The 25076-nt window shown below is 69.6% G+C and carries 22 protein-coding genes; 14 read left to right on the top strand and 8 right to left on the bottom strand.

Features of this window, described 5'->3' with window-relative positions:
* Window positions 1-44: 44 nt before the first annotated feature.
* From rapZ to DEJ27_RS04555, 7 genes are all read left to right on the top strand, one after another.
* Window positions 45-944, top strand: coding sequence for an RNase adapter RapZ (gene rapZ, locus DEJ27_RS04585; protein WP_027465691.1), 900 nt, complete (start codon window positions 45-47; stop codon window positions 942-944).
* A gap of 75 nt (window positions 945-1019) precedes the next feature.
* Window positions 1020-2000, top strand: coding sequence for a DNA-binding protein WhiA (whiA, locus tag DEJ27_RS04580; protein WP_027465690.1), 981 nt, complete (start codon window positions 1020-1022; stop codon window positions 1998-2000).
* A 269-nt stretch (window positions 2001-2269) separates the two neighbouring features.
* Window positions 2270-3274 carry a type I glyceraldehyde-3-phosphate dehydrogenase gene (gene gap / locus DEJ27_RS04575; RefSeq protein ID WP_027465689.1) on the top strand — a complete coding sequence of 335 codons (1005 nt, stop codon included), beginning with the start codon at window positions 2270-2272 and terminating at the stop codon, window positions 3272-3274.
* A 3-nt stretch (window positions 3275-3277) separates the two neighbouring features.
* Window positions 3278-4495 (top strand): phosphoglycerate kinase, encoded by a 1218-nt coding sequence (locus DEJ27_RS04570; RefSeq protein ID WP_071244734.1) that lies wholly within the window; start codon window positions 3278-3280, stop codon window positions 4493-4495.
* A gap of 40 nt (window positions 4496-4535) precedes the next feature.
* Window positions 4536-5315: a triose-phosphate isomerase gene (tpiA, locus tag DEJ27_RS04565; protein ID WP_111090412.1), complete on the top strand. Its 780-nt coding sequence runs from the start codon at window positions 4536-4538 to the stop codon at window positions 5313-5315.
* A 111-nt stretch (window positions 5316-5426) separates the two neighbouring features.
* Window positions 5427-5678, top strand: coding sequence for a preprotein translocase subunit SecG (secG, locus tag DEJ27_RS04560; RefSeq protein ID WP_017887256.1), 252 nt, complete (start codon window positions 5427-5429; stop codon window positions 5676-5678).
* A 3-nt stretch (window positions 5679-5681) separates the two neighbouring features.
* Window positions 5682-6050: an RNA polymerase-binding protein RbpA gene (locus DEJ27_RS04555; protein WP_110862753.1), complete on the top strand. Its 369-nt coding sequence runs from the start codon at window positions 5682-5684 to the stop codon at window positions 6048-6050.
* Between the two features lie 835 nt (window positions 6051-6885).
* Here the strand turns inward: DEJ27_RS04555 and pgl are convergent.
* The 6 genes from pgl to tkt all read right to left on the bottom strand — a co-directional run bounded on the left by pgl (window position 6886) and on the right by tkt (window position 15201).
* Entirely contained in the window at window positions 6886-7656 is a 771-nt protein-coding gene (gene pgl, locus DEJ27_RS04550) for a 6-phosphogluconolactonase (RefSeq protein WP_111090411.1), read from the bottom strand.
* Window positions 7657-7755: 99 nt separating this feature from the next.
* On the bottom strand, window positions 7756-8700 hold the full coding sequence (locus DEJ27_RS04545) for a glucose-6-phosphate dehydrogenase assembly protein OpcA (protein WP_110862755.1): 945 nt from the start codon (window positions 8698-8700) through the stop codon (window positions 7756-7758).
* Window positions 8697-10235 (bottom strand): glucose-6-phosphate dehydrogenase, encoded by a 1539-nt coding sequence (zwf, locus tag DEJ27_RS04540; RefSeq protein ID WP_027465683.1) that lies wholly within the window; start codon window positions 10233-10235, stop codon window positions 8697-8699. Before zwf ends, DEJ27_RS04545 begins: the two co-directional genes overlap by 4 nt.
* 22 nt (window positions 10236-10257) lie before the next feature.
* Complete coding sequence (locus tag DEJ27_RS04535) at window positions 10258-11856, bottom strand: glucose-6-phosphate isomerase (protein WP_111090410.1); 1599 nt, start codon at window positions 11854-11856, stop codon at window positions 10258-10260.
* Window positions 11856-12968: a transaldolase gene (tal, locus tag DEJ27_RS04530; RefSeq protein ID WP_110862757.1), complete on the bottom strand. Its 1113-nt coding sequence runs from the start codon at window positions 12966-12968 to the stop codon at window positions 11856-11858. The genes DEJ27_RS04535 and tal overlap by 1 nt, the downstream gene beginning before the upstream one ends.
* 139 nt (window positions 12969-13107) lie before the next feature.
* Window positions 13108-15201: a transketolase gene (gene tkt, locus DEJ27_RS04525; RefSeq protein ID WP_110862758.1), complete on the bottom strand. Its 2094-nt coding sequence runs from the start codon at window positions 15199-15201 to the stop codon at window positions 13108-13110.
* A 423-nt stretch (window positions 15202-15624) separates the two neighbouring features.
* Between tkt and DEJ27_RS04520 the strand changes: the two genes are divergently transcribed.
* On the top strand, window positions 15625-16551 hold the full coding sequence (locus DEJ27_RS04520) for a heme o synthase (RefSeq protein WP_110862759.1): 927 nt from the start codon (window positions 15625-15627) through the stop codon (window positions 16549-16551).
* 429 nt (window positions 16552-16980) lie between these two features.
* Here the strand turns inward: DEJ27_RS04520 and DEJ27_RS04515 are convergent, their stop codons facing one another.
* Window positions 16981-17955, bottom strand: coding sequence for a heme A synthase (locus DEJ27_RS04515; RefSeq protein ID WP_051596734.1), 975 nt, complete (start codon window positions 17953-17955; stop codon window positions 16981-16983).
* 251 nt (window positions 17956-18206) lie between these two features.
* On the opposite strand from DEJ27_RS04515, the gene sufB reads away from it, so the two are divergent.
* Genes sufB through DEJ27_RS04490 form a run of 5 tightly spaced genes read left to right on the top strand, consistent with a single transcriptional unit; the run spans window position 18207 to window position 22414 of the window.
* Window positions 18207-19625 carry a Fe-S cluster assembly protein SufB gene (gene sufB / locus DEJ27_RS04510; protein WP_027465678.1) on the top strand — a complete coding sequence of 473 codons (1419 nt, stop codon included), beginning with the start codon at window positions 18207-18209 and terminating at the stop codon, window positions 19623-19625.
* Window positions 19626-20927, top strand: coding sequence for a Fe-S cluster assembly protein SufD (gene sufD, locus DEJ27_RS04505; protein WP_258370292.1), 1302 nt, complete (start codon window positions 19626-19628; stop codon window positions 20925-20927). It abuts the gene before it with no gap.
* Window positions 20927-21253, top strand: coding sequence for a non-heme iron oxygenase ferredoxin subunit (locus DEJ27_RS04500; protein WP_017887268.1), 327 nt, complete (start codon window positions 20927-20929; stop codon window positions 21251-21253). The genes sufD and DEJ27_RS04500 overlap by 1 nt, the downstream gene beginning before the upstream one ends.
* Window positions 21254-21311: 58 nt before the next feature.
* The gene (sufC, locus tag DEJ27_RS04495; protein ID WP_110862760.1) at window positions 21312-22085 is read left to right on the top strand and encodes a Fe-S cluster assembly ATPase SufC; all 774 of its coding nucleotides are present in this window, start codon (window positions 21312-21314) and stop codon (window positions 22083-22085) included.
* On the top strand, window positions 22085-22414 hold the full coding sequence (locus tag DEJ27_RS04490; protein ID WP_017887270.1) for a metal-sulfur cluster assembly factor: 330 nt from the start codon (window positions 22085-22087) through the stop codon (window positions 22412-22414). The genes sufC and DEJ27_RS04490 overlap by 1 nt, the downstream gene beginning before the upstream one ends.
* 320 nt (window positions 22415-22734) lie before the next feature.
* Here the strand turns inward: DEJ27_RS04490 and DEJ27_RS04485 are convergent, their stop codons facing one another.
* Window positions 22735-23334 carry a biotin transporter BioY gene (locus tag DEJ27_RS04485; protein WP_110862761.1) on the bottom strand — a complete coding sequence of 200 codons (600 nt, stop codon included), beginning with the start codon at window positions 23332-23334 and terminating at the stop codon, window positions 22735-22737.
* 115 nt (window positions 23335-23449) lie between these two features.
* On the opposite strand from DEJ27_RS04485, the gene DEJ27_RS04480 reads away from it, so the two are divergent.
* Complete coding sequence (locus tag DEJ27_RS04480; protein ID WP_027465675.1) at window positions 23450-25048, top strand: ABC-F family ATP-binding cassette domain-containing protein; 1599 nt, start codon at window positions 23450-23452, stop codon at window positions 25046-25048.
* Window positions 25049-25076: the final 28 nt, after the last annotated feature.

The following is a 25076-nucleotide window of genomic DNA, read 5'->3' as shown; positions in this document are numbered from 1 at the left end:
CCCGGGCGACGCGCCCGGGCCGCCACGACGGAGCCCACTCCCAGATGACCGACAGCGCCACCGCGACCACCCACGCGTCGCAGCACGACATCCTCATCGTCACCGGCATGTCCGGGGCCGGGCGGTCCACCGTCGGCAAGGCCCTCGAAGACCTGGGCTGGTACGTCGTCGACAACCTGCCCACGCAGATGCTGGCCCCGCTGACCGAGCTGGCCGACCGCGCGGGGGAGAAGATCCCGAAGATCGCCACGGTGGTCGACGTCCGTGGCGGGCGGTTCTTCACCGACCCCGAGCACGCGGTCGAGCAGGTCCGCTCGAGCACGTCCGCGCGGGTCCGGGTGCTGTTCCTCGAGGCCACCGACGCCGTGCTGGTCCGGCGCTTCGAGCAGGTCCGTCGACCCCATCCGCTCCAGGGCGAGGACACCCTGCTCGACGGCATCGCCCGCGAGCGGGCGCGTCTCGCCGGCCTGCGCGAGGCGTCCGACGTGGTGATCGACACCTCCGACCTCAACATCCACCAGCTCGCGAACACCGTGATCGAGCACTTCGCCGACGAGCACTTCGTGGGTGTCCAGGTCACGCTGATGAGCTTCGGGTTCAAGTACGGACTGCCCGCCGACGCCGACATGGTGGCCGACGTGCGGTTCCTCCCGAACCCCTACTGGGTGCCGGAACTGCGGCCCCACACCGGGCTCGACCAGCCGGTCTCGGACTACGTGCTGGCCCAGGCCGGAGCCCGTCCGTTCGTCGATCGCTACGCCTCCGTCCTCGAGCCGGTGTTCGAGGGGTACCAGCGCGAGAACAAAAGACACGCTACGATCGCCATCGGCTGTACCGGCGGGAAGCACCGCTCGGTCGCCATCGTCGCCGAGTTGGCGAACCTCCTCCGCGGGATGCCAGGCGTCGCCGTGCGTGTGAAGAACCGAGATCTCGGCCGGGAGTGACCGTCCCTCCGGCCGCTCCCACGCCCGTGCCGCCGGATCTGCGGGAACCACTGAACGAACGTTAGGAATGATGCTGTGCCGTTGACTGCCGAGGTCAAGGACGAACTGGCCAGGGTCGCCGTGAACCGCAACACGGTCCGCGCCGCCGAACTGGCCACGATCCTCCGGTTCGCAGGTGGTCTGCACGTCATCTCGGGCCGCATCGCGGTCGAGGTCGAGCTCGACACCCGGATCATCGTGCACCGGGTCCGCAAGGACCTCGCCGAGCTCTACGGCGTGCGCAGCGAGGCGTCGGTGGGGTCGTCCGCGTCCGCCCGCCGTGGCACCCGCTACCTGGTCCGCGTGCTCGAGGCGGGGGAGACCCTCGCCCGCCAGACCGGCTTGATGGACGCCCGTCGTCGCCCCGTCCGCGGGCTGCCGAACCGCCTGACCACGGGCAACCGCGAGGACCTGGCCGCCATCTGGCGCGGCGCCTTCCTCGCCTCCGGCACCCTGACCGACCCGGGTCGGGCTGCAGCGCTCGAGGTCACGTGCCCCGGCAACGAGGCCGCGATGGCCCTCGTCGGTGCCGCGTCGCGTCTCGGGGTCGCCGCCAAGGGCCGCGAGGTCCGCGGGGTGCACCGCGTCGTCATCCGCGACGGCGAGGCCATCGGTCAGATGCTGACCGTCATGGGGGCCGCGCGCACCACCGCCGACTGGGAGGAGATGCGCCAGCGCCGCGAGGTCCGTGCGACCGCGAACCGCCTGGTCAACTTCGACGACGCGAACCTCCGCCGTTCCGCGCAGGCCGCCGTGGCCGCCTGCGCCCGGGTCGAGCGTGCGCTCGAGATCCTCGGCGACGAGGTCCCTGACCACCTGCAGTACGCCGGCACACTGCGCCTGCAGCACCGCGACGCCTCGCTCGACGAGCTCGGCCAGCACGCGGACCCGCCCATGACCAAGGACGCCATCGCCGGCCGCATCCGTCGCCTGCTGGCGATGGCCGACAAGCGGGCCTCCGACCTCGGCATCCCGGGCACCGAAGCGAGCGTTCCCGAGGAGCTCGAAGGGGCCTGACACGGGTCTGTCGACCCTGCGGACGGGAGGCGCGGTGCCAGCTGGCACCGCGCCTCCCGTCCGTTTCACGGCCCGTTCTCGGACCCGTTCCCGGCCTGGTCGGCGACCGTCCGGACGGACCGTCATCACGCTCGGGCACGCAGTGTCCGACTGCTAGGGTCGTTACGGCGACGTTACGGGGCGTATCGTCCACCACACGCGGGCCCGCCAGGGTGCGCGACTCCCGAAAGCAGCGCCCCCTGGGCGCTCCACACTCACCAGGAGATCCATTGACCGTCAAGATCGGTATCAACGGCTTCGGCCGCATCGGCCGTAACTTCTTCCGGGCCGCCCTCGCGAAGGGCTCCGACCTCGAGATCGTGGCGGTGAACGACCTCACCGACAACGCGTCGCTCGCCAACCTGCTGAAGTTCGACTCCATCACGGGCAAGCTCCCCGCGACCGTCGAGCTCGACGGCGACAACATCGTCGTCGACGGCAAGGCCATCAAGGTCCTCGCCGAGCGCGACCCCGCCAACCTCCCCTGGGGCGAGCTGGGTGTCGACATCGTCATCGAGTCGACCGGTTTCTTCACCAAGGCCGCCGATGCGCAGAAGCACATCGACGCCGGTGCCAAGAAGGTCATCATCTCCGCTCCGGCCTCGGGTGACGACGTCACCATCGTGCTCGGCGTGAACGAGGGTCAGTACGACCCCGCGAACCACCACATCATCTCGAACGCGTCCTGCACCACGAACAGCCTCGCGCCGCTCGCCAAGGTGTTCCACGACAAGTTCGGCATCGAGCGTGGGCTCATGACGACGGTGCACGCCTACACCGCCGACCAGAACCTGCAGGACGGCCCGCACAAGGACCCCCGTCGTGCCCGTGCCGCCGCGCTGAACATCGTGCCGACCTCGACCGGTGCGGCGAAGGCCATCGGCCTCGTGCTCCCCGAGCTCGCCGGCAAGCTGGACGGCTTCGCGCTGCGTGTCCCGGTCCCCACCGGGTCGATCACCGACCTCACCCTCGAGACCAAGTCCGAGGTCACCGTCGACGAGATCAACGCCGCCTACAAGGAGGCCGCAGAAGGCCCCCTCAAGGGCATCCTGCTCTACAGCGAGGACCCGCTGGTGTCGACCGACATCACCACGGACCCGCACTCCTCGATCTACGACTCCGGCCTGACCAAGGTCATCGGCGGCCTCGTGAAGATCACCTCGTGGTACGACAACGAGTGGGGCTACTCGAACCGCCTCGTCGACCTCACCGAGTACGTCGGCGAGCGTCTGTAACACATGGCCCTCCGCACCCTCGAGGACCTCGGCGACCTCGCCGGCAAGCGCGTCGTCGTCCGTTGTGACCTGAACGTCCCGCTCAAGGACGGCACCATCACGGACGACGGCCGCGTCCGCGCGTCGCTGACCACGCTGAACACCCTCGTCAACGCCGGCGCACGCGTCATCGTGATCTCGCACCTGGGCCGCCCCGACGGGGAGCCCAAGCCCGAGTTCTCGCTCGCACCCGTGGCCCAGCGGCTCTCGGAGCTGCTCGGCAAAGAGGTCACGTTCGTCGGCGAGACCGTCGGCGACGAAGCGACCGCCGCGGCCGAGGCCCTCGAGGACGGCGACGTCCTGCTGCTCGAGAACCTCCGCTTCAACCCGGAGGAGACCTCGAAGGACGCCGCCACGCGCGGTGCCTTCGCGGACCGCATCGCCGCCCTCGGTGACGCCTTCGTCTCCGACGGCTTCGGTGTCGTGCACCGCAAGCAGGCCTCGGTCTACGAGCTCGCGTCCGCACTGCCCAGCGCAGCCGGTTCGCTGATCGAGACCGAGCTCCGCGTGCTCGAGCGACTGACCAAGGACCCGGAGCGCCCCTACACCGTGGTGCTCGGCGGTTCGAAGGTCAGCGACAAGCTCGGTGTCATCGACCACATCCTGCCGAAGGTCGACACCCTCTGCATCGGTGGCGGCATGCTCTTCACGTTCCTCGCGGCCCAGGGCCACGGGGTCGCGAAGTCGCTGCTCGAGGCCGACCAGCTCGACGTCGTCCGCGAGTACCTCTCGCGGGCGAAGGAGCTCGGTGTCACCATCGACCTGCCGACCGACGTCGTGGTGGCCTCCGGCTTCGCGGCCGACGCCGACCACGAGACCGTGGCGGCCGACGCCATCGAGTCCTCGTCGTTCGGCACGGACGGCATCGGCCTCGACATCGGCCCTGAGACCGCAGCGCGGTTCGCCTCGGCCGTCTCGGGTTCGAAGACCGTGTTCTGGAACGGCCCGATGGGCGTGTTCGAGTTCCCGGCCTTCGCCGCCGGCACGAAGACCGTCGCACAGGCGCTGACCGAGGTCGACGGCCTCGGCGTCGTCGGTGGTGGCGACTCCGCTGCCGCCGTGCGCTCGCTCGGCTTCTCGGACGACCAGTTCGGCCACATCTCGACCGGCGGCGGTGCGAGCCTCGAGTTCCTCGAGGGCAAGTCGCTGCCCGGTCTCGAAGCACTGGGGTGGACCGCATGACCCGGATGTCACTCCGTTCCGTGCTCTCGGGAGGCGCAGCATGAGCCGGGTTCCGCTGATCGCGGGTAACTGGAAGATGAACCTGGACCACCTCCAGGCCATCGCCACCGTGCAGAAGCTCGCGTGGACGCTCAAGGACGCCCGGCACGACTTCGACGACGTCGAGGTCGCGGTGTTCCCGCCGTTCACCGACCTGCGGAGCGTGCAGACGCTCATCTCGGCCGACAAGCTGCCCATCCACTTCGGTGCGCAGGACCTGTCGCAGTTCGACTCCGGCGCCTACACCGGTGACGTCTCCGGCGCGTTCCTCGCTGCACTCGACGCCCAGTACGTCATCGTCGGCCACTCCGAGCGGCGCACGCTGCACGGTGAGACCGACGAGGTCGTCGCGGCGAAGACCGCAGCGGCTGTGAAGCACGGTCTCGTCCCCGTGGTGTGCGTCGGCGAGACCGGCGAGCAGCGCGAAGAGCGCGGCGCCGGCGTCGTGCCGGTCGAGCAGCTCCGTGTCGTGCTCGACGCGGTGAAGCCCGCCGACATCGTCGTGGCGTACGAGCCCGTCTGGGCCATCGGCTCCGGCCAGGCGGCCACGGCCGAGCAGGCGCAGGACGAGTGCGCGGCCATCCGTCGTGGCATCGCCGCAGCCTGGGGCGACCAGGCTGCTGCCGACACCCGGGTGCTCTACGGCGGCTCGGTCAAGTCGGGCAACATCGCGGGGTTCCTCCGCGAGCCCGACATCGACGGCGCGCTCGTCGGTGGCGCTTCGCTCGACGTGCAGGAGTTCGCGGCCATCGCGCGGTTCCGTCAGCACGTCGGGCTGTAGTCCACGGGCGACGTCGTCGCGGGCAGTCGTCCGCACCACTCCCGTCCAGGTACCGTCCGTGCTCCGCGTGGCCGGTACACTGGTACGGCTGACTGACACGAAAGGTACGTCGTGGCGATACTCTCCGTCGTGCTGCAGGTCCTGCTCGCAATCACGAGCCTCCTGCTCACGCTCCTCATCCTGCTGCACAAGGGCCGCGGTGGTGGCCTCTCCGACATGTTCGGCGGTGGGGTCACGAGCAACCTCGGTGCGTCCGGCGTGGCCGAGCGCAACCTCAACCGCATCACGGTGATCCTCGGTCTGGTCTGGATCGTCTCCATCATCGTGCTCGGTCTCATCAACAAGTTCACGGCGGGGGTCTGATCCATGGCAAGCGGAGGCAGTGCAATCCGAGGGTCCCGCGTCGGCGCGGGCCCGATGGGCGAACAGGACCGCGGGGTCCAGGCCGAGCGCGTGGCGATCTCGTACTGGGACGCCCTGGGCAACGAGGTCGTGCGGTACTTCGCCGCGAACCTGCCCGACGAAGAGATCCCCGAGACGGTGGACTCGCCGTCGAGTGGTCTGCCGGCCGGGCGCGACAAGGAGAACCCTCCCGTGGTCTCCAAGACGGAGCCCTACAAGACCCACCTCGCGTACGTGAAGGAACGCCGCACCGAGGAAGAGGCAGCGCAGCTCCTCGAGGACGCGCTCCAGCAGCTCCGAGAGCGTCGCGGCACCGCGGCGAAGAAGAGCTAGCGCTCAACGCTGACGAAGGCCCTTGCACCGATGGTGCGGGGGCCTTCGTGCGTCCGGGGGACTGCCGGCAGTGCTCGGCGCGCGGGTAGCCGGTTCGCCGAGTGGTCAGGACACGCCGCGTGCGGTGCGCCGAGGTGGCGCGTTGTGTCACCTGCGGCGGCCGCAGACGACGGTTCCAGACCCCTCGGTGCCGTGCCGGCGGGGTGTCGCGACCGCTCGGCACAGGTGTGCCGCGCGGGGTGGAGTGCGGGGTGGAGTGCGGGGTGGAGTGCTGGGTGCCGCGCCGAGAACCGGTTTGCCGAGTGGTCAGGACACGCCGCGTGCGGTGCGCCGAGGTGGCGCGTTGTGTCGCCTGCGGCGGCCGCAGACGACGGTTCCAGACCCGTCGGTGCCGGGCCGGCGGGGTGTCGCGACCGCTCGGCACAGGTGTGCCGCGCGGGGTGGAGTGCTGAGTGCCGCGCCGAGCGCCGGTTCGCCGAGTGGTCAGGACACGCCGCCTGCGGTGCGCCGTTGTGGCGCGTTGTGTCTCCTGCGGCGCCCGCAGACGACGGTTCCTGACCTCTCGGTGCCGCGCCGGCGGGGTGTCGCGACCGCTCGACGTGCCGGGTGCCGCGCCGAGCTCCGGTTCGCCGAGTGGTCAGGACACGCCGCGTGCGGTGCGCCGTGGTGGCGCGTTGTGTCGCCTGCGGTGCCCGCAGACGACGGTTCCAGACCCCTCGGTGCCGCGCCGGCGGGGTGTCGCGACCGCTCGACGCACGCGATGGGCGCGACCGCAGACGGACAGGAGGCCCGGTGCCAGCTGGCTCCGGGCCTCCTGTCCGTCAGGAACGCGCGTCTAGTACGTCGACGCGATCAGATTCTCGGGGACGTCGCGCGCGGCGTCCTGGTCCACGAAGAAGACCGTGCGCTTGCGACCCTGCACGCCACCCACGGGGACGTCTTCGATCGACGCACCGGCGAGGGCCAGCCCGAGGACCGAGGCCTTCTCGGCACCGGAGAGGATCACCCAGACGCGCTGCGAGGCGTTGATCACCGGGAAGGTGACGGTCAGACGCTGCGGCGGCGGCTTGGGGGAGTCGTCGACCGACACGACGGCGCGGTCGGTGACGGTGAGCTGCGGGAACTCCGGGAAGAGCGAGGCGGTGTGTCCGTCGGGACCGACGCCGAGCAGCGTGATGTCGAAGCGCGGAGCGACGGCACCCTCGGGTGCGGCGTCCTGCAGCTCGCGCTCGTACTGGGTCGCAGCGGCCTCGATGTCGAGCCCGCCGTCCGACGCCGGCATCGGGTGGATGTTCGACGAGGGGATGTCGACGTGGTCGAAGAAGTCGCTCTGCGTGCCGGTCGTGTTGCGGTCGGCGTCGTCCGCCGGAACCCAGCGCTCGTCGACCCACCAGACGTGCACCTTCGACCAGTCGACGCTCTCGCGCGCCGGCGACTGGCCGATCGCGGCGAGGACCAGGGAGGACACCGAGCCACCGCTGATCGCGATGTCGGCACGCTCCTGCTCGTCGAGCACGTCGATGATCTTGGTGATGAAGCGTGCGGCGACCGAAGCGCCGAGGGCCTGCTTGTCCGGGTGCACGAGCACCCGCCGTTCGTTGGTCACGTGACTCCCGTGTTCGTGGCGGCTGACCGGTCGTCCGACCGCCTTCGGTCCGGTCGGGCCGCCTGCACCAGACAGGCGGCCCGACCGTGTGGGTGTGGATCAGCGGGCGATGGTCTCGCGCAGCTGGGGCACCCCGTGCTTGACGACGTCTCCGAAGAGGACGTCCGGGTCGAGTCTACGGAGTTCCTCGGCCAGGCAGTCGCGCAGGTTGCGGCGTGGCAGCGACAGGTCGTGCGTCGGCTGCCCGGGCATCGACAGCGTCGCGACGTCGACCAGGGACCGCTCGAGCTCGATGGTGCCGGACTCACGCACGAGCTTCACACCGTGGATGCCGCTGGACCCCGTCGCGCGCGGTGACGTGACGACGGACACCGGCACCCGGAGCTGCAGCTGCAGCCAGGCGGCGAGCAGGATCGTCGACGGGCTGTCGGACGCTCCGGAGACCTCCACCGCGGTGATCGGCTCGTACGGCGGCTGGTCGAGCGCCGCGGCGAGCTGGTTGCGCCACAGGGTCAGACGGGTCCAGGCGAAGTCGGTGTCACCCGGCACGTAGGACGCCCCGAGGGCCTCGATCGCGCCGTTCGGGTCCTTCTGCGCGGCCGCGTCGGTGATCCGTCGCTGCGCGATGCGGCCGAGGGCCGACGCCGCGGGCTGCTCGGGAGCGGTCTGCGGCCACCAGGCCACGACGGGTGCGTCCGGCAGCAGGAGGCCGGTGACCAGGCTCTCCTCGTCGGTCGCGGTCTCACCGTACGCGCGCAGGACGATGACCTCGCTCGCACCCGCGTCGCTGCCGACACGGATCTGCGCGTCGAGACGACCGGGGGACTTCGTGTCACCGCTGTTCTTCGAGACGATGATCACGCGCATCGGGTGCTCGCGGGACGCCTCGTTCGCCGCCTCGATCGCCTCTTCCTCGTGGCCGAGGGCCGTCGAGACGATGAGGGTCAGCACGCGACCGAGGGCGACGGCGCCGCCCTCCTCGCGGATGCGGACGAGCTTCTTCTGGATCTTCGACACCGTGGTGTCGGGCATGTCGATCTTCACGGACGCCTCCAGGTCCGACCATCGCGGGCGAGCAGCGCGTCGGCGGATGCCGGGCCCCACGTGCCGGGACGGTACTGCTCGGGCTGGCCCTGCGTGGCCCAGAACTCCTCGATGGGGTCGAGGATCTTCCAGGACAGCTCGACCTCCTGGTGCCGCGGGAACAGCGGCGGGTCACCGAGGAGCACGTCGAGGATGAGTCGCTCGTACGCCTCGGGGGATGCTTCGGTGAACGCGTGGCCGTAGCCGAAGTCCATCGTCACGTCGCGCACCTGGGTGCCGACGCCGGGGACCTTCGAACCGAAGCGGAGCGTGACGCCCTCGTCCGGCTGGACACGGATGACGAGCGCGTTCTGACCGAGCGGGGACTGCGTGTTGCCGTAGACGTCCTCGGGGACACGCTTGAACACGATCGCGATCTCGGTCACACGACGGCCCAGGCGCTTGCCGGCGCGCAGGTAGAACGGGACGCCCTGCCAGCGGCGCGTCGCGATGTCGAGCTTGATCGCCGCGTACGTCTCGGTGCCGGACTCGGGGTTCATCCCGGCCTCCTCGAGGAAGCCGAGCACCTTCTCGCCGCCCTGCCAGCCGCCGTCGTACTGCCCGCGGGCGGTGGCGGTCGACAGGTCCTCGGGCAGACGTACGGCGGAGAGCACCTTCTCCTTCTCGGCACGCAGGTCGGCGGCCTTGAACGAGACGGGCTCCTCCATCGCGGTGAGTGCGAGGAGCTGCAGCAGGTGGTTCTGGATGACGTCGCGCGCTGCGCCGATGCCGTCGTAGTACGCGGCACGCCCGGCGACGCCGATGTCCTCGGCCATCGTGATCTGCACGTGGTCGACGTAGTTCGAGTTCCAGATGGGTTCGTACATCTGGTTCGCGAACCGGAGCGTCAGGAGGTTCTGGACGGTCTCCTTGCCGAGGTAGTGGTCGATGCGGAACACGTCGTCGGGCGCGAAGACGCTCTCGACGATCGCGTTGAGCTCGCGTGCCGTGCGGAGGTCGGAGCCGAACGGCTTCTCGACGACCACGCGGCTCCAGGAGCCCTCGCGCTTCTCGGTCAGCCCGGACAGCTTCAGCTGCTCGGTGACGACCGGGAACATCTTCGGCGGGATCGACAGGTAGAACGCGTGGTTGCCCAGCGTCCCGCGCTCGGCGTCGAGGTCGTCGACGGTGCGCTTGAGCTCGCGGAACGCCTCGGGGTCGTCGAACGAGCCCTGCACGAAGCGGATGCCCTGTTCGAGCTGACGCCAGACGTCCTCGTCGAACGGGGTGCGGGAGTGCTCCTTGACGGCGTCGTGGACGAGCTGGGAGAAGTCTTGGTCCTCCCAGTCGCGACGAGCGAACCCGACGAGCGCGAACCCCGGGGGCAGGAGCCCCCGGTTGGCCAGGTCGTAGACCGCGGGCATCAGCTTCTTGCGTGACAGGTCGCCCGTCACGCCGAAGATGATGAGCGTGCTCGGTCCCGCGATCCGGTTCAGTCGACGATCCGTCGGCAGCCGGAGCGGGTTGTGCTCCGGGGTGATTGCCACCGGTGACATGAGTCGGTGAACTCCTTACGAGTCAGTGGGAGACGGCGGACGCGATCGCCGCGGTGGCGGCGTGGACGTCCGACGTCGTGAGGGTGAGGACCGGCCGGCCGTGCTCGGCGAGGACACTCGCGTCGCCGGCTGCCTGGGCCCGGAGGAGCTGCCCGAACGTGAACGGCCGACCCGGGATCGCCAGGTCGTCCGCTTCGTCGGCCACGATCTGCAGGAACACTCCTGTGGCGGGGCCGCCCTTGTGGTACTGGCCGGTCGAGTGCAGGAACCGAGGTCCGTACCCGAAGGTGACGGGGCGTCCGGTACGCGCCGCGATCGCGTCGCGCAGCGACTCGAGGCCGCTGTTCGTGGTGCGGTCGACGTACGCCTGCACCGACACGTAGCCGGTCGGGTCGAGTGCGGACAGGAGGCCCGACACGGCTTCCGAGAGCGTCGCACCGACCGCGAGTCCGGGCGTCGCGCGGACGGCGATGCCGTCCTCGGAGAACGCCGGCTCCGCCGGAGCGGGGCGGTCGTCGAGCAGCGCGCGGGTCGCGACCTTGGCGGCCTCGACGTCGGGCTGGTCGAACGGGTTGATGCCGAGCAGGCGACCGGCGACCGCGACGGCGTACTCCCAGACGAGGATCTGGCCGCCGAGCGTGCCGGTGATCTCGACCTCGCCCTCGGCCACGTGACGCTCGTCCTCGCGCGAACCGACCAGGCGGATGACCTGGACGTCGGGCAGGCCGGCGGTGACCTCGGGGGAGTCCGCGTGCAGCACGACGGGCAGCAGGCCGCGGCCGTCCTTGCCGGTCGACTCCGCGATCAGCTGTTCGACCCAGTCGCCGAAACCGACGATGTGCGTGCCGTCGGGCACGATGGCGATCTTGTCGCGCAGCGGCTCGGTTCCGGCGAGGACCGCACCGAGCACGAGCCCGGGGTTCTCGTCCAGGTCGACCGAGAGCAGCGCGGAGATCGCGTCGGCCTCGTCGAGGAGTTCGGCGATGTCCGCTCCCGCGAGCCCGGACGGCACGAGGCCGAAGGCGGTGAGCGCGGAGTAGCGGCCGCCGACCGTGGGGTCGGCGGTGAAGACGCGGTAGCCGGCGTCGATCGCAGCGGCCTCGAGCGCGGAGCCCGGGTCGGTGACGACGACGATGCGGCGGGCCGGGTCGATTCCGGCGTCGCGGAAGGCCTGCTCGTAGACACGACGCTGCGAATCGGTCTCGAGCGTCGAACCGGACTTCGACGAGACCACGAGCACGGTGCGCTCGAGGTCGGTCGTCACGGCTGCGCGGACCTGTGCGGGTTCGGTCGAGTCGAGGACCGTGAGGGGCACGCCAGCGGTGCGCGTGATGACCTCGGGTGCGAGGGACGAGCCGCCCATGCCGGCGAGGACGACGTGGTCGACCCCTTCGGCACGGAGCGACTCGCGCAGCGCGGTCACCTCGGCGACGAGCGGGCGGGAGACCGAGACGGCCTCCACCCAGCCGAGGCGCTTCGACGCCTCGGCCTCGGCGGCGGTTCCCCACAGATCGGCGTCCTGGGCGGTGATGCCCGAGGCCACCAGGTCAGCGACGAGCCGCGGGACCACCTGTTCGATGGCCCGCGCGGCGTCGCCGCTGGCTGCGATGGAAACCGTCACTACTTGGCGCCCTCGAGCGCGTTCTTGACGGTGTCGACGAGCTCGCCCCAGGAGACGTTGAACTTGTCCACGCCCTCCTTCTCGAGCAGTGCGACGACCTCGTCGTAGTCGACGCCCTGTGCGGCGAGCTGGTCGAGGACCTGCTGTGCCTGGTCGAACGTGCCGGCGATGGCGTCGCCGTGGATCTCAGCGTGGTCGAACGTGGCGTCGAGCGTCTTGCCCGGCATCGTGTTGACGGTGTTCGGGGCGGCGAGCTCGGTCACGTAGAGCGTGTCGGGGAGCGACGGGTCCTTGACACCGGTCGAGGCCCAGAGCGGACGCTGCGTGTTGGCGCCGGACTCGAGCAGGCCGAGGGCACGCTCCGAGGCGAACGCCTCGGTCCAGACCTGGTAGGCGAGCTGCGCGTTGGCGATGCCGGCCTTCGACTTGAGGGCCTTGGCCTCGTCGGTGCCGACGGCGTCCAGGCGCTTGTCGATCTCGGAGTCGACGCGCGACACGAAGAAGGACGCGACCGAGTGGATCTTGGAGAGGTCGTGGCCGGCGGCCTTGGCCTTCTCGAGCCCACCGAGGTAGGCGTCGATGACGGCGCGGTAGCGCTCGAGCGAGAAGATCAGGGTGACGTTGACGGAGATGCCGGCGCCGATGACCTCGGTGATCGCCTCGAGGCCCTCGAGCGTCGCCGGGATCTTGATGAGGACGTTCTCCTTGCCGACCTTCTCGAACAGGAACTTGGCCTGCTCGATGGTCTTGGCGGTGTCGTGCGCGAGGCCCGGCTCGACCTCGATCGAAACGCGGCCGTCGAAGCCCTTGGTCTCGTCGTAGATCGGCTTGAAGACGTCGGAGGCGTTCGCGACGTCCTGCGTGGTGATCTCGAAGATCGCGTCGGTGACGTCGGTGCCCGCAGCGGCGAGCTCCTTGACCTGCGAGTCGTAGCGCTCGCCCTTGGCGAGGGCCGACGCGAAGATCGTCGGGTTGGTCGTCACGCCGACGACGTTCTTCTGCTCGATGAGCTCGGTGAGCTTGCCGGTCTCGAGGAGCTCGCGGGAGAGGTCGTCGAGCCAGATGCTCACGCCGACCGCGGAGAGGGCGGCGGTGGGGGTGTTCTCAGCCATGTGTTTCTCTTCTTCTTTCATCGACGGGTCCGTGAGGACCGTGAGTCGGGGTTTCGGGGACGGGAGGCCCGTGGCGGAACCGAGCCGGGCCTCCCGGAAGAAGGGCCGGATCCGGCAAACCGGACCCGGCCCTTGCAGGTCAGGAAGCTGCGATCGATTCCTTCGCGGCGGCCACGACGTGCTCCGTCGTGAAGCCGAACTCCTTGAAGAGCGTCTGGTAGTCGGCCGATGCACCGAAGTGCTCGATCGAGACGCTGCGGCCCTTGTCGCCGACGATGTCGCGCCAGCTCATGGCGATGCCGGCCTCGACCGACACGCGAGCGGTGACGTTCTTCGGGAGCACCTGGTCCTGGTAGTTCTCGGACTGGGCGCGGAACCACTCGATCGACGGGGCGCTCACGACGCGGGCGTTGATGCCCTCGGCCTTGAGCTGCTCGCGTGCCTCGACCGCGATCTGGACCTCGGAACCAGTCGCGATGAGGATGACGTCCGGGGTGCCGTTGGGCGCCTCGGCCAGGATGTACGCACCCTTGGCGACGTTCTTCGCCGAGGCGAAGACCTCACCGGAGGCGTCACCCTCGCCACGCTCGAACACGGGGAGGTTCTGACGGCTCAGCGCGATGCCGGCCGGGCGGTCGGTGTGCTTGAGCATCTCGAGCCACGCGTACGCGACCTCGTTGGCGTCGGCCGGGCGGACGACGTCGAGACCGGGGATCGCGCGGAGCGACGAGACCTGCTCGATCGGCTGGTGCGTCGGGCCGTCCTCGCCGAGGGCGATGGAATCGTGGGTCCAGACGTAGATCGCCGGCGCCTGCATGAGCGCGGCGAGACGGACAGCCGGACGCATGTAGTCGCTGAAGATGAGGAACGTGCCACCGAAGGGGCGGGTGTTCCCGTGCAGGACGATGCCGTTGAGGATCGAGCCCATCGCGTGCTCGCGGATGCCGAAGTGCAGCACGCGGCCGTACGGGTCGGTGCTCCACGTCGAGGTCGAGGCCTCGGCCGGACCGAAGGACTTGGCGCCCTCGATCGTGGTGAGGTTCGACTCGGCGAGGTCGGCCGAACCGCCCCAGAACTCGGGCATCAGCGGCGCGATGGCGTTGATGACCTTGCCGGAGGCGGCACGGGTCGAGACGGCCTTGTCGGTCGGGAACACCGGGAGCGCTGCCTCGAGGCCCTCCGGGAGCTCCTTCGACTGGACACGGTCGAACAGCGCCTTCTTGTCGGCATTGGCCGCGGCCCACGCGTCGAAGGTCTTCTGCCACTCGGCGTGCTCGGCCTGGCCCTTGGCGACGGCGCCGCGGGTGTACTCGAGGACCTCGGGGGCGACCTCGAAGGTCTTGTCGGTGTCGAAGCCGAGGACCTCCTTGAGGCCCTTGATCTCGTCGGCGCCGAGCGCCGAACCGTGGATCTTGCCCGAGTTCTGCTTGGTCGGCGACGGCCAGCCGATGATCGTCTTGAGGACGATGAGCGACGGCTTGTCGGTGACCTGCTTGGCGGCCTCGATCGCGGCGTGGAGCTCCTCGACGTCCTCGGAGTACTCGCCGGTCTTCTTCCAGTCGACGACCTGGACGTGCCAGCCGAGCGCCTCGTAGCGGTCGGCGACGCTCTCGGAGAACGCGATGTCGGTGTTGTCCTCGATCGAGATCTGGTTCGAGTCGTAGAACGCGATGAGGTTGCCGAGCTGCTGACGGCCGGCGAGCGAGCCGGACTCGTTCGTCACGCCTTCCTGCATGTCGCCGTCGCCGGCGATCACGTAGGTGTAGTGGTCGAACGGCGACTGGCCGGCCGGGGTCTCCGGGTCGAACAGGCCGCGCTCGAAGCGCTGGGCGTAGGCGAAGCCGACCGAGGACGCGAGGCCCTGGCCGAGCGGGCCCGTGGTGATCTCGACGCCGTCGGTGTGGCCGTACTCCGGGTGACCCGGGGTCTTCGAGCCCCACTTGCGCAGGTGCTGCAGGTCCTCGATCTCGAGCCCGTAGCCGTGCAGGTAGAACTGCACGTACTGCAGGATCGAGGCGTGACCGGCGGAGAGGATGAAGCGGTCGCGGCCGATCCAGGTGGAGTCGCTCGGGTCGCGACGCATCACCTTCTGGAAGAGCAGGTGGGCGAGCGGAGCGAGGCTCATCGCGGTGCCGGGGTGACCGTTGCCGGCGGCCTCGACCGAGTCGGCGGCGAGAACGCGGGCCGTGTCGACGGCCTTCCGGTCGATGGCGTCCCAGGTGAATTCAGCCACTTGGATGTTGACCCTTCTTGATGCGACATGTGCGAGGGCTCGTGCCATCGCACGGACATGTGGCCATCCCGGGGCCGAGTCGTGTCGCCGTCTAGCGGCGGCCGACCGGCTCATCGCGGCCGACGTCATCGGGGCGCGCACTGCGGGAGGGCGTGTCCAGCATAGTGACCCGGTACTCAGAAGGGGTTCAGGTGACCCCCGATGTTCACACCGGGGTGGCCGACGACGGTCGATCCGGGCGTGTCGAGCGCTCCGAATCACGCCGGGATGTCGGAGCGGGGCACCGTCGCGGCGCTTCGATCACGTAAACTGGTCGGGACCCGTGGACATTCCGGGTCAGCGCATGCCCGGACGCCGTCGCAGTCGTCCACCGAGTGTGCGAGCTGATGCGAACAGACTGAGGTTCTCTTGCCGACTGCCACCGTGACCCGGCCCGACACCGATCGACCCCGATCGCCGCTGTCCCGCAAGGTCCGTGCGTACGTCTCGTTGACGAAGCCGCGCGTGATGGAGCTGCTGCTCGTCACCACGGCGCCGACGATGTTCCTCGCCGAACGCGGCGTCCCCGACCTGTGGCTCGTCTTCTGGACGATGCTCGGCGGAGCGATGTCGGCCGGTTCGGCGTCGGCGTTCAACTGCTACATCGACCGCGACATCGACCGGCTGATGAAGCGGACCAGCACCCGCCCGCTCGTCACCGGTGAGCTGTCCGACCGCGAAGCGCTCGTGTTCTCGTGGGTGCTCGGCATCCTGTCGACCGCGGTGCTCGGGTTCCTGGTGAACTGGCTCGCCGCGGCGCTGAGCGTCATCGCGATCCTCATCTACGTGTTCGTCTACACGCTGTGGCTCAAGCGCCGCACCCCGCAGAACATCGTCTGGGGCGGCTCGGCCGGCTGCATGCCGGTGCTCATCGGCTGGGCGGGCGTCACCGGGTCGCTGACCTGGACCCCGGTCATCCTGTTCATGGTGATCTTCCTCTGGACGCCGCCGCACTACTGGCCGCTGTCGATGAAGTACCGCGACGACTACGACGCGGCCGACGTGCCGATGCTCGCCGTGGTTCGCGGCCGAACCGTCGTCGGCCTGCAGGTCGTGCTGTACGCCTGGGCGACGCTCGTCTGCTCGCTCCTGCTCATCCCGGTCGGGCACATGGGGCCGCTCTACACGGTCGTCGCGCTGGCCGGCGGTGTCTGGTTCGTCCTCGAGTCGCACCGCCTGTACTCGCGGGCGATCCAGCACGTCGAGCACGTGCAGCCGATGCGCGTCTTCCACAGCTCGATCACGTACCTGACGCTGCTCTTCATCGCCGTGGGCATCGACCCGCTGCTGCCGCAGGTCTTCACCTTCTAGGCGGTCGAGCGGGCGCCCGCGCGCGCTCGGTCCGCAGGACGCCGTCGTGTCCGGCTGACGCCGTCGTGTGCGGCTGACGCCGTCGTGTCGACGCGATGCGGTCCTGTTCGTACGACGCCGTCGTGTCGGCACGACGCCCACCCATCCGCCGAGACGCCGCCGAATCCGGCGGCGTCTCGCGCGCTCCGCGGTGTCTCCGGACGACGCCGGCGCTCTGTGCTGGGCACGGGCGGCCTGGAGGCACGGTGCGGGCCCGCCGCGGGCCTCCATGCCGGCGCTGCCGGCGTCGGCCGCGGGGCGGACGCGCGCAGCTGCGGACCGCGCGTGGTGCGCCCATTGGCCATGCCCACCGTCAACGCGACACCCCACGAGTCGAACGACTCGTGGGGTGTCGGAGAACGGGTGCCGAGCGCGCGACGCGCCCGGGCGTCAGGCGTCGATGGGTTCCCGGACGGCGTCTCTACCGGCCGAGGCCCGCGTCGACAGCACCACGGCGGTCACCGCACCGACGAGCAGTCCGGCGAGCACCATGTGCGTGCCGACGAGCCCGACGGGCAGACCCGTGCGCGCCTGCGTGAGGCCGACGGCGATCTGCAAGAACTCGACGACGAGCAGCAGCAGGGGCCACTTGCTCGGACGACCCAGGCGGACGGCTCCGATGACGAGCACCAGGGTCAGCGCGAAGAGGGCGTACGCGGGCCAGGCGTGCACGTGCTCCATGACCGCGGGGTCGAACCCGGTGCGGTGCAGACGCCCACCGTCGACCGCGGCGTCGGCTCCGGCGTGCGGGCCGCTGCCGGTGGTGAGGATGCCGACGAGCACGGTCACGACGACGGCGGCGACGGTGCCGCGGACGACACCCGTGTACCAGCCGGGGACGAGGCGCTGTGCGGTCCGCGGGCCGTGCGTCGTCCGGTAGACCAGCGCAGCGGTCACCGAGGTGAGGGCGGCGGAGACGACGAAGTGCAGCCCGACCACGAAGGGGTTCAGGTTCGTCCAGACGCTCATGCCGCCGATGACGGCCTGCACCGGGATCGCGACGCCCTGAGCGAACGCCAGCCAGAACAGTTCGGGGCGCGTGCGGAGCATCCGGACGACCGCGAGGAACATCGCGACGGCCACGATCACGAGCACGAAGGTGAGCAGGCGGTTGCCGAACTCGATGATGCCATGGATGCCCATCTCCGGCGTGGAGACCAGCGAATCCGCCGTGCACTTGGGCCAGGTGGGGCATCCGAGGCCCGAGGCGGTGAGGCGCACCAGGCCCCCGGTGCCGATCAGCACGACCTCGACCACGAAGGACGCCCAGGCCAGTGCGACGACGCGACGGTCCACCACGCGGGGGAGCGACCACCACCGTCCGGTCCGGAGATCCTGCTCGACGGGGGATCCGACGCGTGTCACGAGGGTGGTGCCTTCCTGTTGTTCCGTGCAGTGAACCTGTAGGATTCGAGGGTTCAGCAGCAGTCAAGTCTAGGCAGGCGCCGGCTCCGAATGGGCCGAGATCGCCGATCACTCCACGGACTGCGTGGAACCATTGTCGTTGCGAGGGAGCAGCACCGGGTCCGCATGTCAGCGGTCCGCGGTGGAATGGCGTCCAGACGCCACGGGTTCACACCTGTAACGCTGTCCCGCGAGAAGGAAACGAGGAGACCATGTCCGACGTGCTCATCGACCGTCCCGAGCTCGAAGGGCTCGGCCAATACGAGTTCGGCTGGTCCGACTCCGACTCGGCAGGGTCCTCCGCCCGTCGTGGGATCTCGGAAGAGGTCGTCACCGACATCTCGAACCTCAAGAACGAGCCCGAGTGGATGCTGAAGAACCGCCTCAAGGGGCTGTCGCTCTTCGGCCGCAAGCCGATGCCGACGTGGGGTGCCGACCTGACGGGCATCGACTTCGACAACATCAAGTACTTCGTGCGTTCCACGGAGAAGCAGGCGCAGTCGTGGGAAGACCTCCCCGAGGACATCCGTGCGACCTACGAGAAGCTCGGCATCCCCGAGGCCGAGCGCCAGCGCCTCGTCGCCGGCGTCGCCGCGCAGTACGAGTCCGAGGTCGTCTACCACCAGATCCGCGAGGACCTGGAGCAGCAGGGCGTCATCTTCATGGACACCGACACGGCGCTCCGTGAGCACCCCGAGCTGTTCGAGGAGTACTTCGGCACCGTGATCCCGGCCGGCGACAACAAGTTCGCCGCGCTGAACACGGCCGTCTGGTCCGGTGGCTCGTTCGTCTACGTCCCCAAGGGCGTCCACGTCGAGATCCCGCTGCAGGCCTACTTCCGGATCAACACCGAGAACATGGGTCAGTTCGAGCGGACGCTGATCATCGCGGACGAGGACTCGTACGTCCACTACATCGAGGGCTGCACCGCCCCGATCTACAAGTCCGACTCGCTGCACTCGGCCGTCGTCGAGATCATCGTGAAGAAGAACGCCCGCGTTCGGTACACGACGATCCAGAACTGGTCGAACAACGTCTACAACCTCGTCACCAAGCGTGCGATCGCACACGAGGGCGCGACGATGGAGTGGATCGACGGCAACATCGGGTCCAAGGTCACGATGAAGTACCCGTCGATCTACCTCGCCGGCGAGCACGCCAAGGGCGAGACGCTCTCCGTCGCCTTCGCGGGCCCCGGTCAGCACCAGGACGCCGGCGCGAAGATGATCCACATGGCGCCGTACACGACGTCGTCGATCGTCTCGAAGTCGATCGCCCGTGGTGGCGGTCGTGCGGGCTACCGCGGTGAGGTCCGGGTCGACCCGGCCGCGCACCACGCCGCCAACACCGTGCGCTGCGACGCCCTGCTGGTCGACACGATCAGCCGGAGCGACACCTACCCGGCGATCGACATCCGTGTCGACGACGTGCAGCTGGGACACGAGGCCACGGTCTCGCGTGTCAGCGAGGAGCAGCTCTTCTACCTCATGTCCCGCGGCATGGCCGAGGACGAGGCGATGGCGATGATCGTCCGTGGCTTCATCGAGCCGATCGCCCGCGAGCTCCCGATGGAGTACGCACTCGAACTCAACAAGCTCATCGAGATGAGCATGGAAGGATCCGTCGGCTAGATGTCCAGCACCACCCCTCCCCACATCGACCAGCCGATCGAGCCCGCTGCCGCAGCGCAGGGCGGCACCCAGCACGGCGCCGGAGCCCACTCCGACGGCGGCTGGGACGCCCCCGACAAGAAGGTGCCGGTCCAGACCCGCTCCGAGCGGTTCCAGTCCGGCGACGTCGAGGCGTTCCCGAAGGTCACCGGCCGAGAGGTCAACTGGAAGTTCGCGCCGCTCGCCAAGCTCCAGCCGCTGCTGGACGGCGGACTCGACGGATCCGCCTACCCGTACCTCGCCCGCCAGTCCGAGGGTGCCGACGTCGAGTGGGGTCGGAGCGACGACCCGCGGGTCGGTTCCGCCGGGCTGCCCGAGGACCGCGCCTCGGCCGCCGCCTGGACCGCGCGTGACGCCGTGCTGGCGATCACGATCAAGGCCACCGAGGCACACGAGTTCATCACGGTGACCCGCTCCGACTTCGGGTCGCAGCCCCGCGCCGCACACACGGTCATCACGGCCGAGCCGAACGCGCAGGGCATCGTCGTGCTCGACAACCGCAGCAGCGCCCTGCTCAGCGAGAACGTCGAGATCGTCGCGCAGCAGAACGCGCGACTGACCGTCGTCAGCCTGCAGGACTGGGACGACGACGCCGTGCACGTCGCGACGCACTTCGCCGAGGTCGGTCGCGACGCGTTCCTCAAGCACGTCGTGGTCTCGCTCGGCGGCGACGTCATCCGGGTCAACCCGTCGACGCACCTCGGTGCGCAGGGCGCCGACACGGAGATGTACGGCGTGTACTTCGCCGACGCCGGCCAGTACATCGAGCAGCAGGTCTACGTGAACCACGACGCGCCCAACACGCGCGGTCGGGTCAACTACAAGGGGGCGCTGCAGGGCCAGGGCGCGCACACCGTCTGGATCGGTGACGTCCTGATCGGCCGCGCCGGCGACGGCACCGACTCGTACGAGCAGAACCGCAACCTCGTGCTGACCGACGGCACCCGTGCCGACAGCATCCCGAACCTCGAGATCGAGACGGGCAACATCGAGGGCGCCGGGCACGCGAGTGCGACCGGTCGCTTCGACGACGAGCAGCTGTTCTACCTGCAGTCCCGCGGCGTCCCGGAAGAAGAGGCCCGGCGCCTCGTCGTGCTCGGCTTCCTGGTCGAGGTCATCCAGAAGATCGGTGCGCCCGAGCTCGAGGAACGCCTCATCGCCGCGGTCGAGCAGGAGCTGGCCGAGGGCCGTTCGGTCATCGCCGCACCGGCCGAAGCCATCGCCGCACCGGCCGAGGCCGGCGCCACGGAGGCCAGCGCCTGATGGCCGAGAAGGTCTGCGCCGAAGCCGACATCGCGGTGGACAGCCCGATGCGCGTGGTCGTCGGCGGCACGGCGGTCGCGATCGTGAAGGACTCGTCCGGCACGGTCCACGCCATCGGCGACACCTGCACGCACGGCGACATCTCGCTGGCCGAGGGCTTCGTCGAGGGAGACTCGCTGGAGTGCTGGGCCCACGGGTCCCGCTTCTCGCTGACCACCGGCAAGCCGCAGAACTTCCCGGCCTACGAGCCCGTCCCGGTCTTCCGGGTCGAGGTCCGCGACGGCGACGTCTACGTCGACGTGCAGGACGTCGTCCCGGTCGACTGAGCACCCCCACCACTTCCCGCGGCTGACGCCGCACCACAGCTGCAACCGAAGGAACGCAATGTCCACTCTGGAAATCCGTGACCTCAAGGTCTCGATCGACACCGATCAGGGCACCAAGGAGATCCTGAAGGGTGTCGACCTCACCATCAACGAGGGCGAGATCCACGCGATCATGGGGCCGAACGGCTCCGGCAAGTCCACGCTGGCGTACACGATCGCCGGGCACCCCCGGTACAACGTCGTCGGTGGCACGATCACCCTCGACGGTCAGGACGTCCTCGCGATGAGCGTCGACGAGCGCGCCCGTGCCGGCATGTTCCTGGCGATGCAGTACCCGGTCGAGATCCCCGGCGTCACGGTGTCGAACTTCCTCCGCACCGCCAAGACGGCGATCGACGGTGAGGCTCCGGCGCTGCGTGGCTGGATCAAGGAACTCCGCCAGTCGATGGCCGACCTGAAGATGGACTCGTCGTTCGCCGAGCGCAACGTCAACGAGGGCTTCTCCGGCGGCGAGAAGAAGCGCCACGAGATCATGCAGCTCGAGCTCCTCAAGCCGAAGTTCGCCGTCCTCGACGAGACCGACTCCGGCCTCGACGTCGACGCGCTGAAGATCGTCTCCGAGGGCGTCAACCGCGCCAAGGCCGCGACCGGCCTCGGTGTGCTGCTCATCACGCACTACACGCGCATCCTCCGCTACATCAAGCCGGACTTCGTGCACGTGTTCGTCGCCGGCAAGGTCGCGGAGCAGGGCGGCCCCGAGCTCGCCGACCGCCTCGAGAACGAGGGCTACGACCGCTACGTGCAGGCCGCTGCCGCCGAGGCGCAGGCCTGATGATCGCCGCACTCGCTCCCGACAAGTTCGACGAGGTCGTCGAGGGCCTGAAGGAGGTCCAGGACCCGGAGCTCGGCGTGAACATCGTCGACCTCGGCCTGATCTACGACCTCGCCTGGGACGACGACGCCAACGCGCTCGTCATCAGCATGACGCTCACCAGCGCCGGCTGCCCCCTGACCGACGTCATCGAGGGTGACACCGCGAACGCCCTCGACGGCATCGTGGACGCCTTCCGGATCAACTGGGTCTGGATGCCGCCGTGGGGTCCGGAACGGATCACCGACGACGGACGCGAGATGATGCGCGCCCTCGGGTTCGCGATCTAGTCGCGACCCACCACGGACGGGAGGCGCGGTGCCAGCTGGCACCGCGCCTCCCGTCCGTCTGTGCGCGCGCCACGCGCGGGGCGCGCCGCCGAGCGGTCGAGACCACCCGCTCACGTTCGCCGGGTGGTCGCGTTCTGTCGGCTGACCGCGCGCCAGGCGACAGAACGCGACCACTCGGCGTCCAGTTGGCGGGGAGTCGTGACCGACCGACCACTCGGCGTCCAGTTGGCGGGGAGTCGTGACCGACCGACAGTCCGTCACCGCACCGGACGCAGAACGGCCCCGCACCGATCGGTGCGGGGCCGTTCTCGTGCCAGGCGTCAGCGGCGGCCGACGGCCTTCCACGCGAGCGGCAGGATGCCGGCGGCGATGAGGGCCTTGGCGATGCCACCGACGACGAACGGGTACAGGCCGGCGGCGAGCACCGACTTGACGTCGTTCGGGGCGCCGAGCTGCCCGAGCGCCACGGCCAGGTACGGCAGGCCGGTCACGAACGGGATGGCACTCGCGAGCAGCATCGCCACCGCGGCACGCCCGACGTGGCGGTCCCAGTTGCGGCGCGCGAGCCACCCGACGAGCCCGGCGGCCGGGATGAAGCCGATGACGTACCCGAAGCTCGGCAGGGCGAGGGCCTGCAGGCCGCCCTGCATGTCGGCGAAGAACGGCGCACCCGCGAGTCCGGCGACGGCGTAGACGAGCAGCGAGAGCATGCCGCGACGTGCGCCGAGCGTCGCGCCGACGAGCACGACGGCGAGTGTCTGCCCGGTGATCGGGACCGGCCACATCGGGACCTGGAGCTGCGCCATCGCGGCGGTGAACAGGGCTCCGCCGGCGACGAGGGCGGCGTCGGTGGCCAGACCGTGCGTGCGCAGACGGTCGGCGAGGACTGCGCGGGGAGCGAACCCGGTGGCGTTCGTCATGGATTCTCCTAGAATGGACTGCTGGTTCCGTTCGGAACCATCGGTCCCGTCAGCGTAGCGGTGCACCTCACGCACACACCGTTGTGCAAACCCACCAACTGATTGGACGTCCACTGTGCTTGCCGTGCACGAACTCGAGATCCGCGTCGGAGCTCGTCTCCTCATGGAGGACGTGTCCTTCCGTGTCGAGAAGGGCGACAAGATCGGACTCGTCGGCCGCAACGGCGCGGGGAAGACGACGATGACCAAGGCCCTCGCGGGCGAGACGCAGCCCACCGGCGGCAAGATCGAGCGCGGTGGCGAGATCGGCTACCTGCCGCAGGACCCCCGCTCGGGCGACCCGGAGGAGACCGCGCGGAAGCGCATCCTCGATGCCCGTGGGCTCGGTGAGCTCGTGGAGGGCATCCGGCTCGCGACCCTCGACATGGCGAGTGACGACGCGGCGGTGGCCGAGAAGGCGATGCGCCGCTACAGCCGCCTCGACGACCAGTTCAACGCGCTCGGTGGCTACGCGGCCGAGGCCGAGGCTGCCTCGATCGCGTCGAACCTCAAGCTGCCGGACCGCATCCTCGACCAGCAGCTCAAGACGCTCTCCGGTGGTCAGCGCCGGCGCATCGAGCTCGCCCGGATCCTGTTCTCGGACGCCGAGACGATGATCCTCGACGAGCCGACCAACCACCTCGACGCCGACTCGGTCGTGTGGCTCCGCGAGCACCTGAAGACCTACCCCGGTGGCGTCATCATCATCTCCCACGACGTCGAGCTCGTCGACGAGGTCGTGAACCGCGTCTTCTACCTCGACGCCAACCGGCAGACCATCGACATCTACAACATGGGTTGGAAGCTGTACCAGCGGCAGCGCGTCGCCGACGAGGAGCGCCGCCGCAAGGAGCGCGCGGGCGCCGAGAAGAAGGCCGCCACGCTCAAGGACCAGGCCGCCCGCTTCGGCGCCAAGGCCTCGAAGGCAGCAGCCGCCCACCAGATGGTCGCGCGTGCCGACAAGTTGCTCGCCGGCCTCGAGGACGAGCGCGTCGCCGACCGGGTCGCGAAGATCCGCTTCCCCACCCCGGCCCCGTGCGGCCGCACCCCGTTGATGGCCGAGGGGCTGTCGAAGTCCTACGGGTCGCTCGAGATCTTCGCGGGTGTCGACCTGGCGATCGACCGTGGTTCGCGCGTGGTCATCCTCGGCTTCAACGGTGCGGGCAAGACGACGCTGCTGCGCATCCTGGCGGGAGCCGACCAGCCCGACACGGGCGAGATCCAGCCCGGCCACGGTCTGCGCATCGGCTACTACGCGCAGGAACACGAGAACATCGACATCAACCGCACGGTGATCGAGAACATGGTGTCGGCGTCGACCGACCTCAACGAGACCGAGGCCCGTCGGGTGCTCGGGTCGTTCCTGTTCACCGGCGACGACGGCTACAAGAAGGCCGGAGTCCTGTCCGGTGGTGAGAAGACGCGTCTGTCGCTCGCGATGATCGTGGTCTCCGGCGCGAACGTCCTGCTGCTCGACGAGCCGACGAACAACCTGGACCCGGCTTCGCGCGAGGAGATCCTCAACGCCCTCGCCGGCTTCGAGGGCGCGGTCGTCCTGGTGTCCCACGACGCCGGCGCGGTCGAGGCGCTCAACCCCGAGCGCGTGCTGCTGCTGCCGGACGGCACCGAGGACCATTGGAACAAGGACTACGCGGAGCTCATCGAGCTCGCGTAGCCGGGTCGGCGGGGCGGCCGGGCGGGCG

Source organism: Curtobacterium sp. MCPF17_018 (assembly GCF_003234135.1).
Classification (GTDB): Bacteria; Actinomycetota; Actinomycetes; order Actinomycetales; family Microbacteriaceae; genus Curtobacterium; species Curtobacterium flaccumfaciens.
The sequence above is the reverse complement of the archived record's forward strand: the minus strand, read 5'-3'. Positions and strand labels throughout refer to the sequence as shown.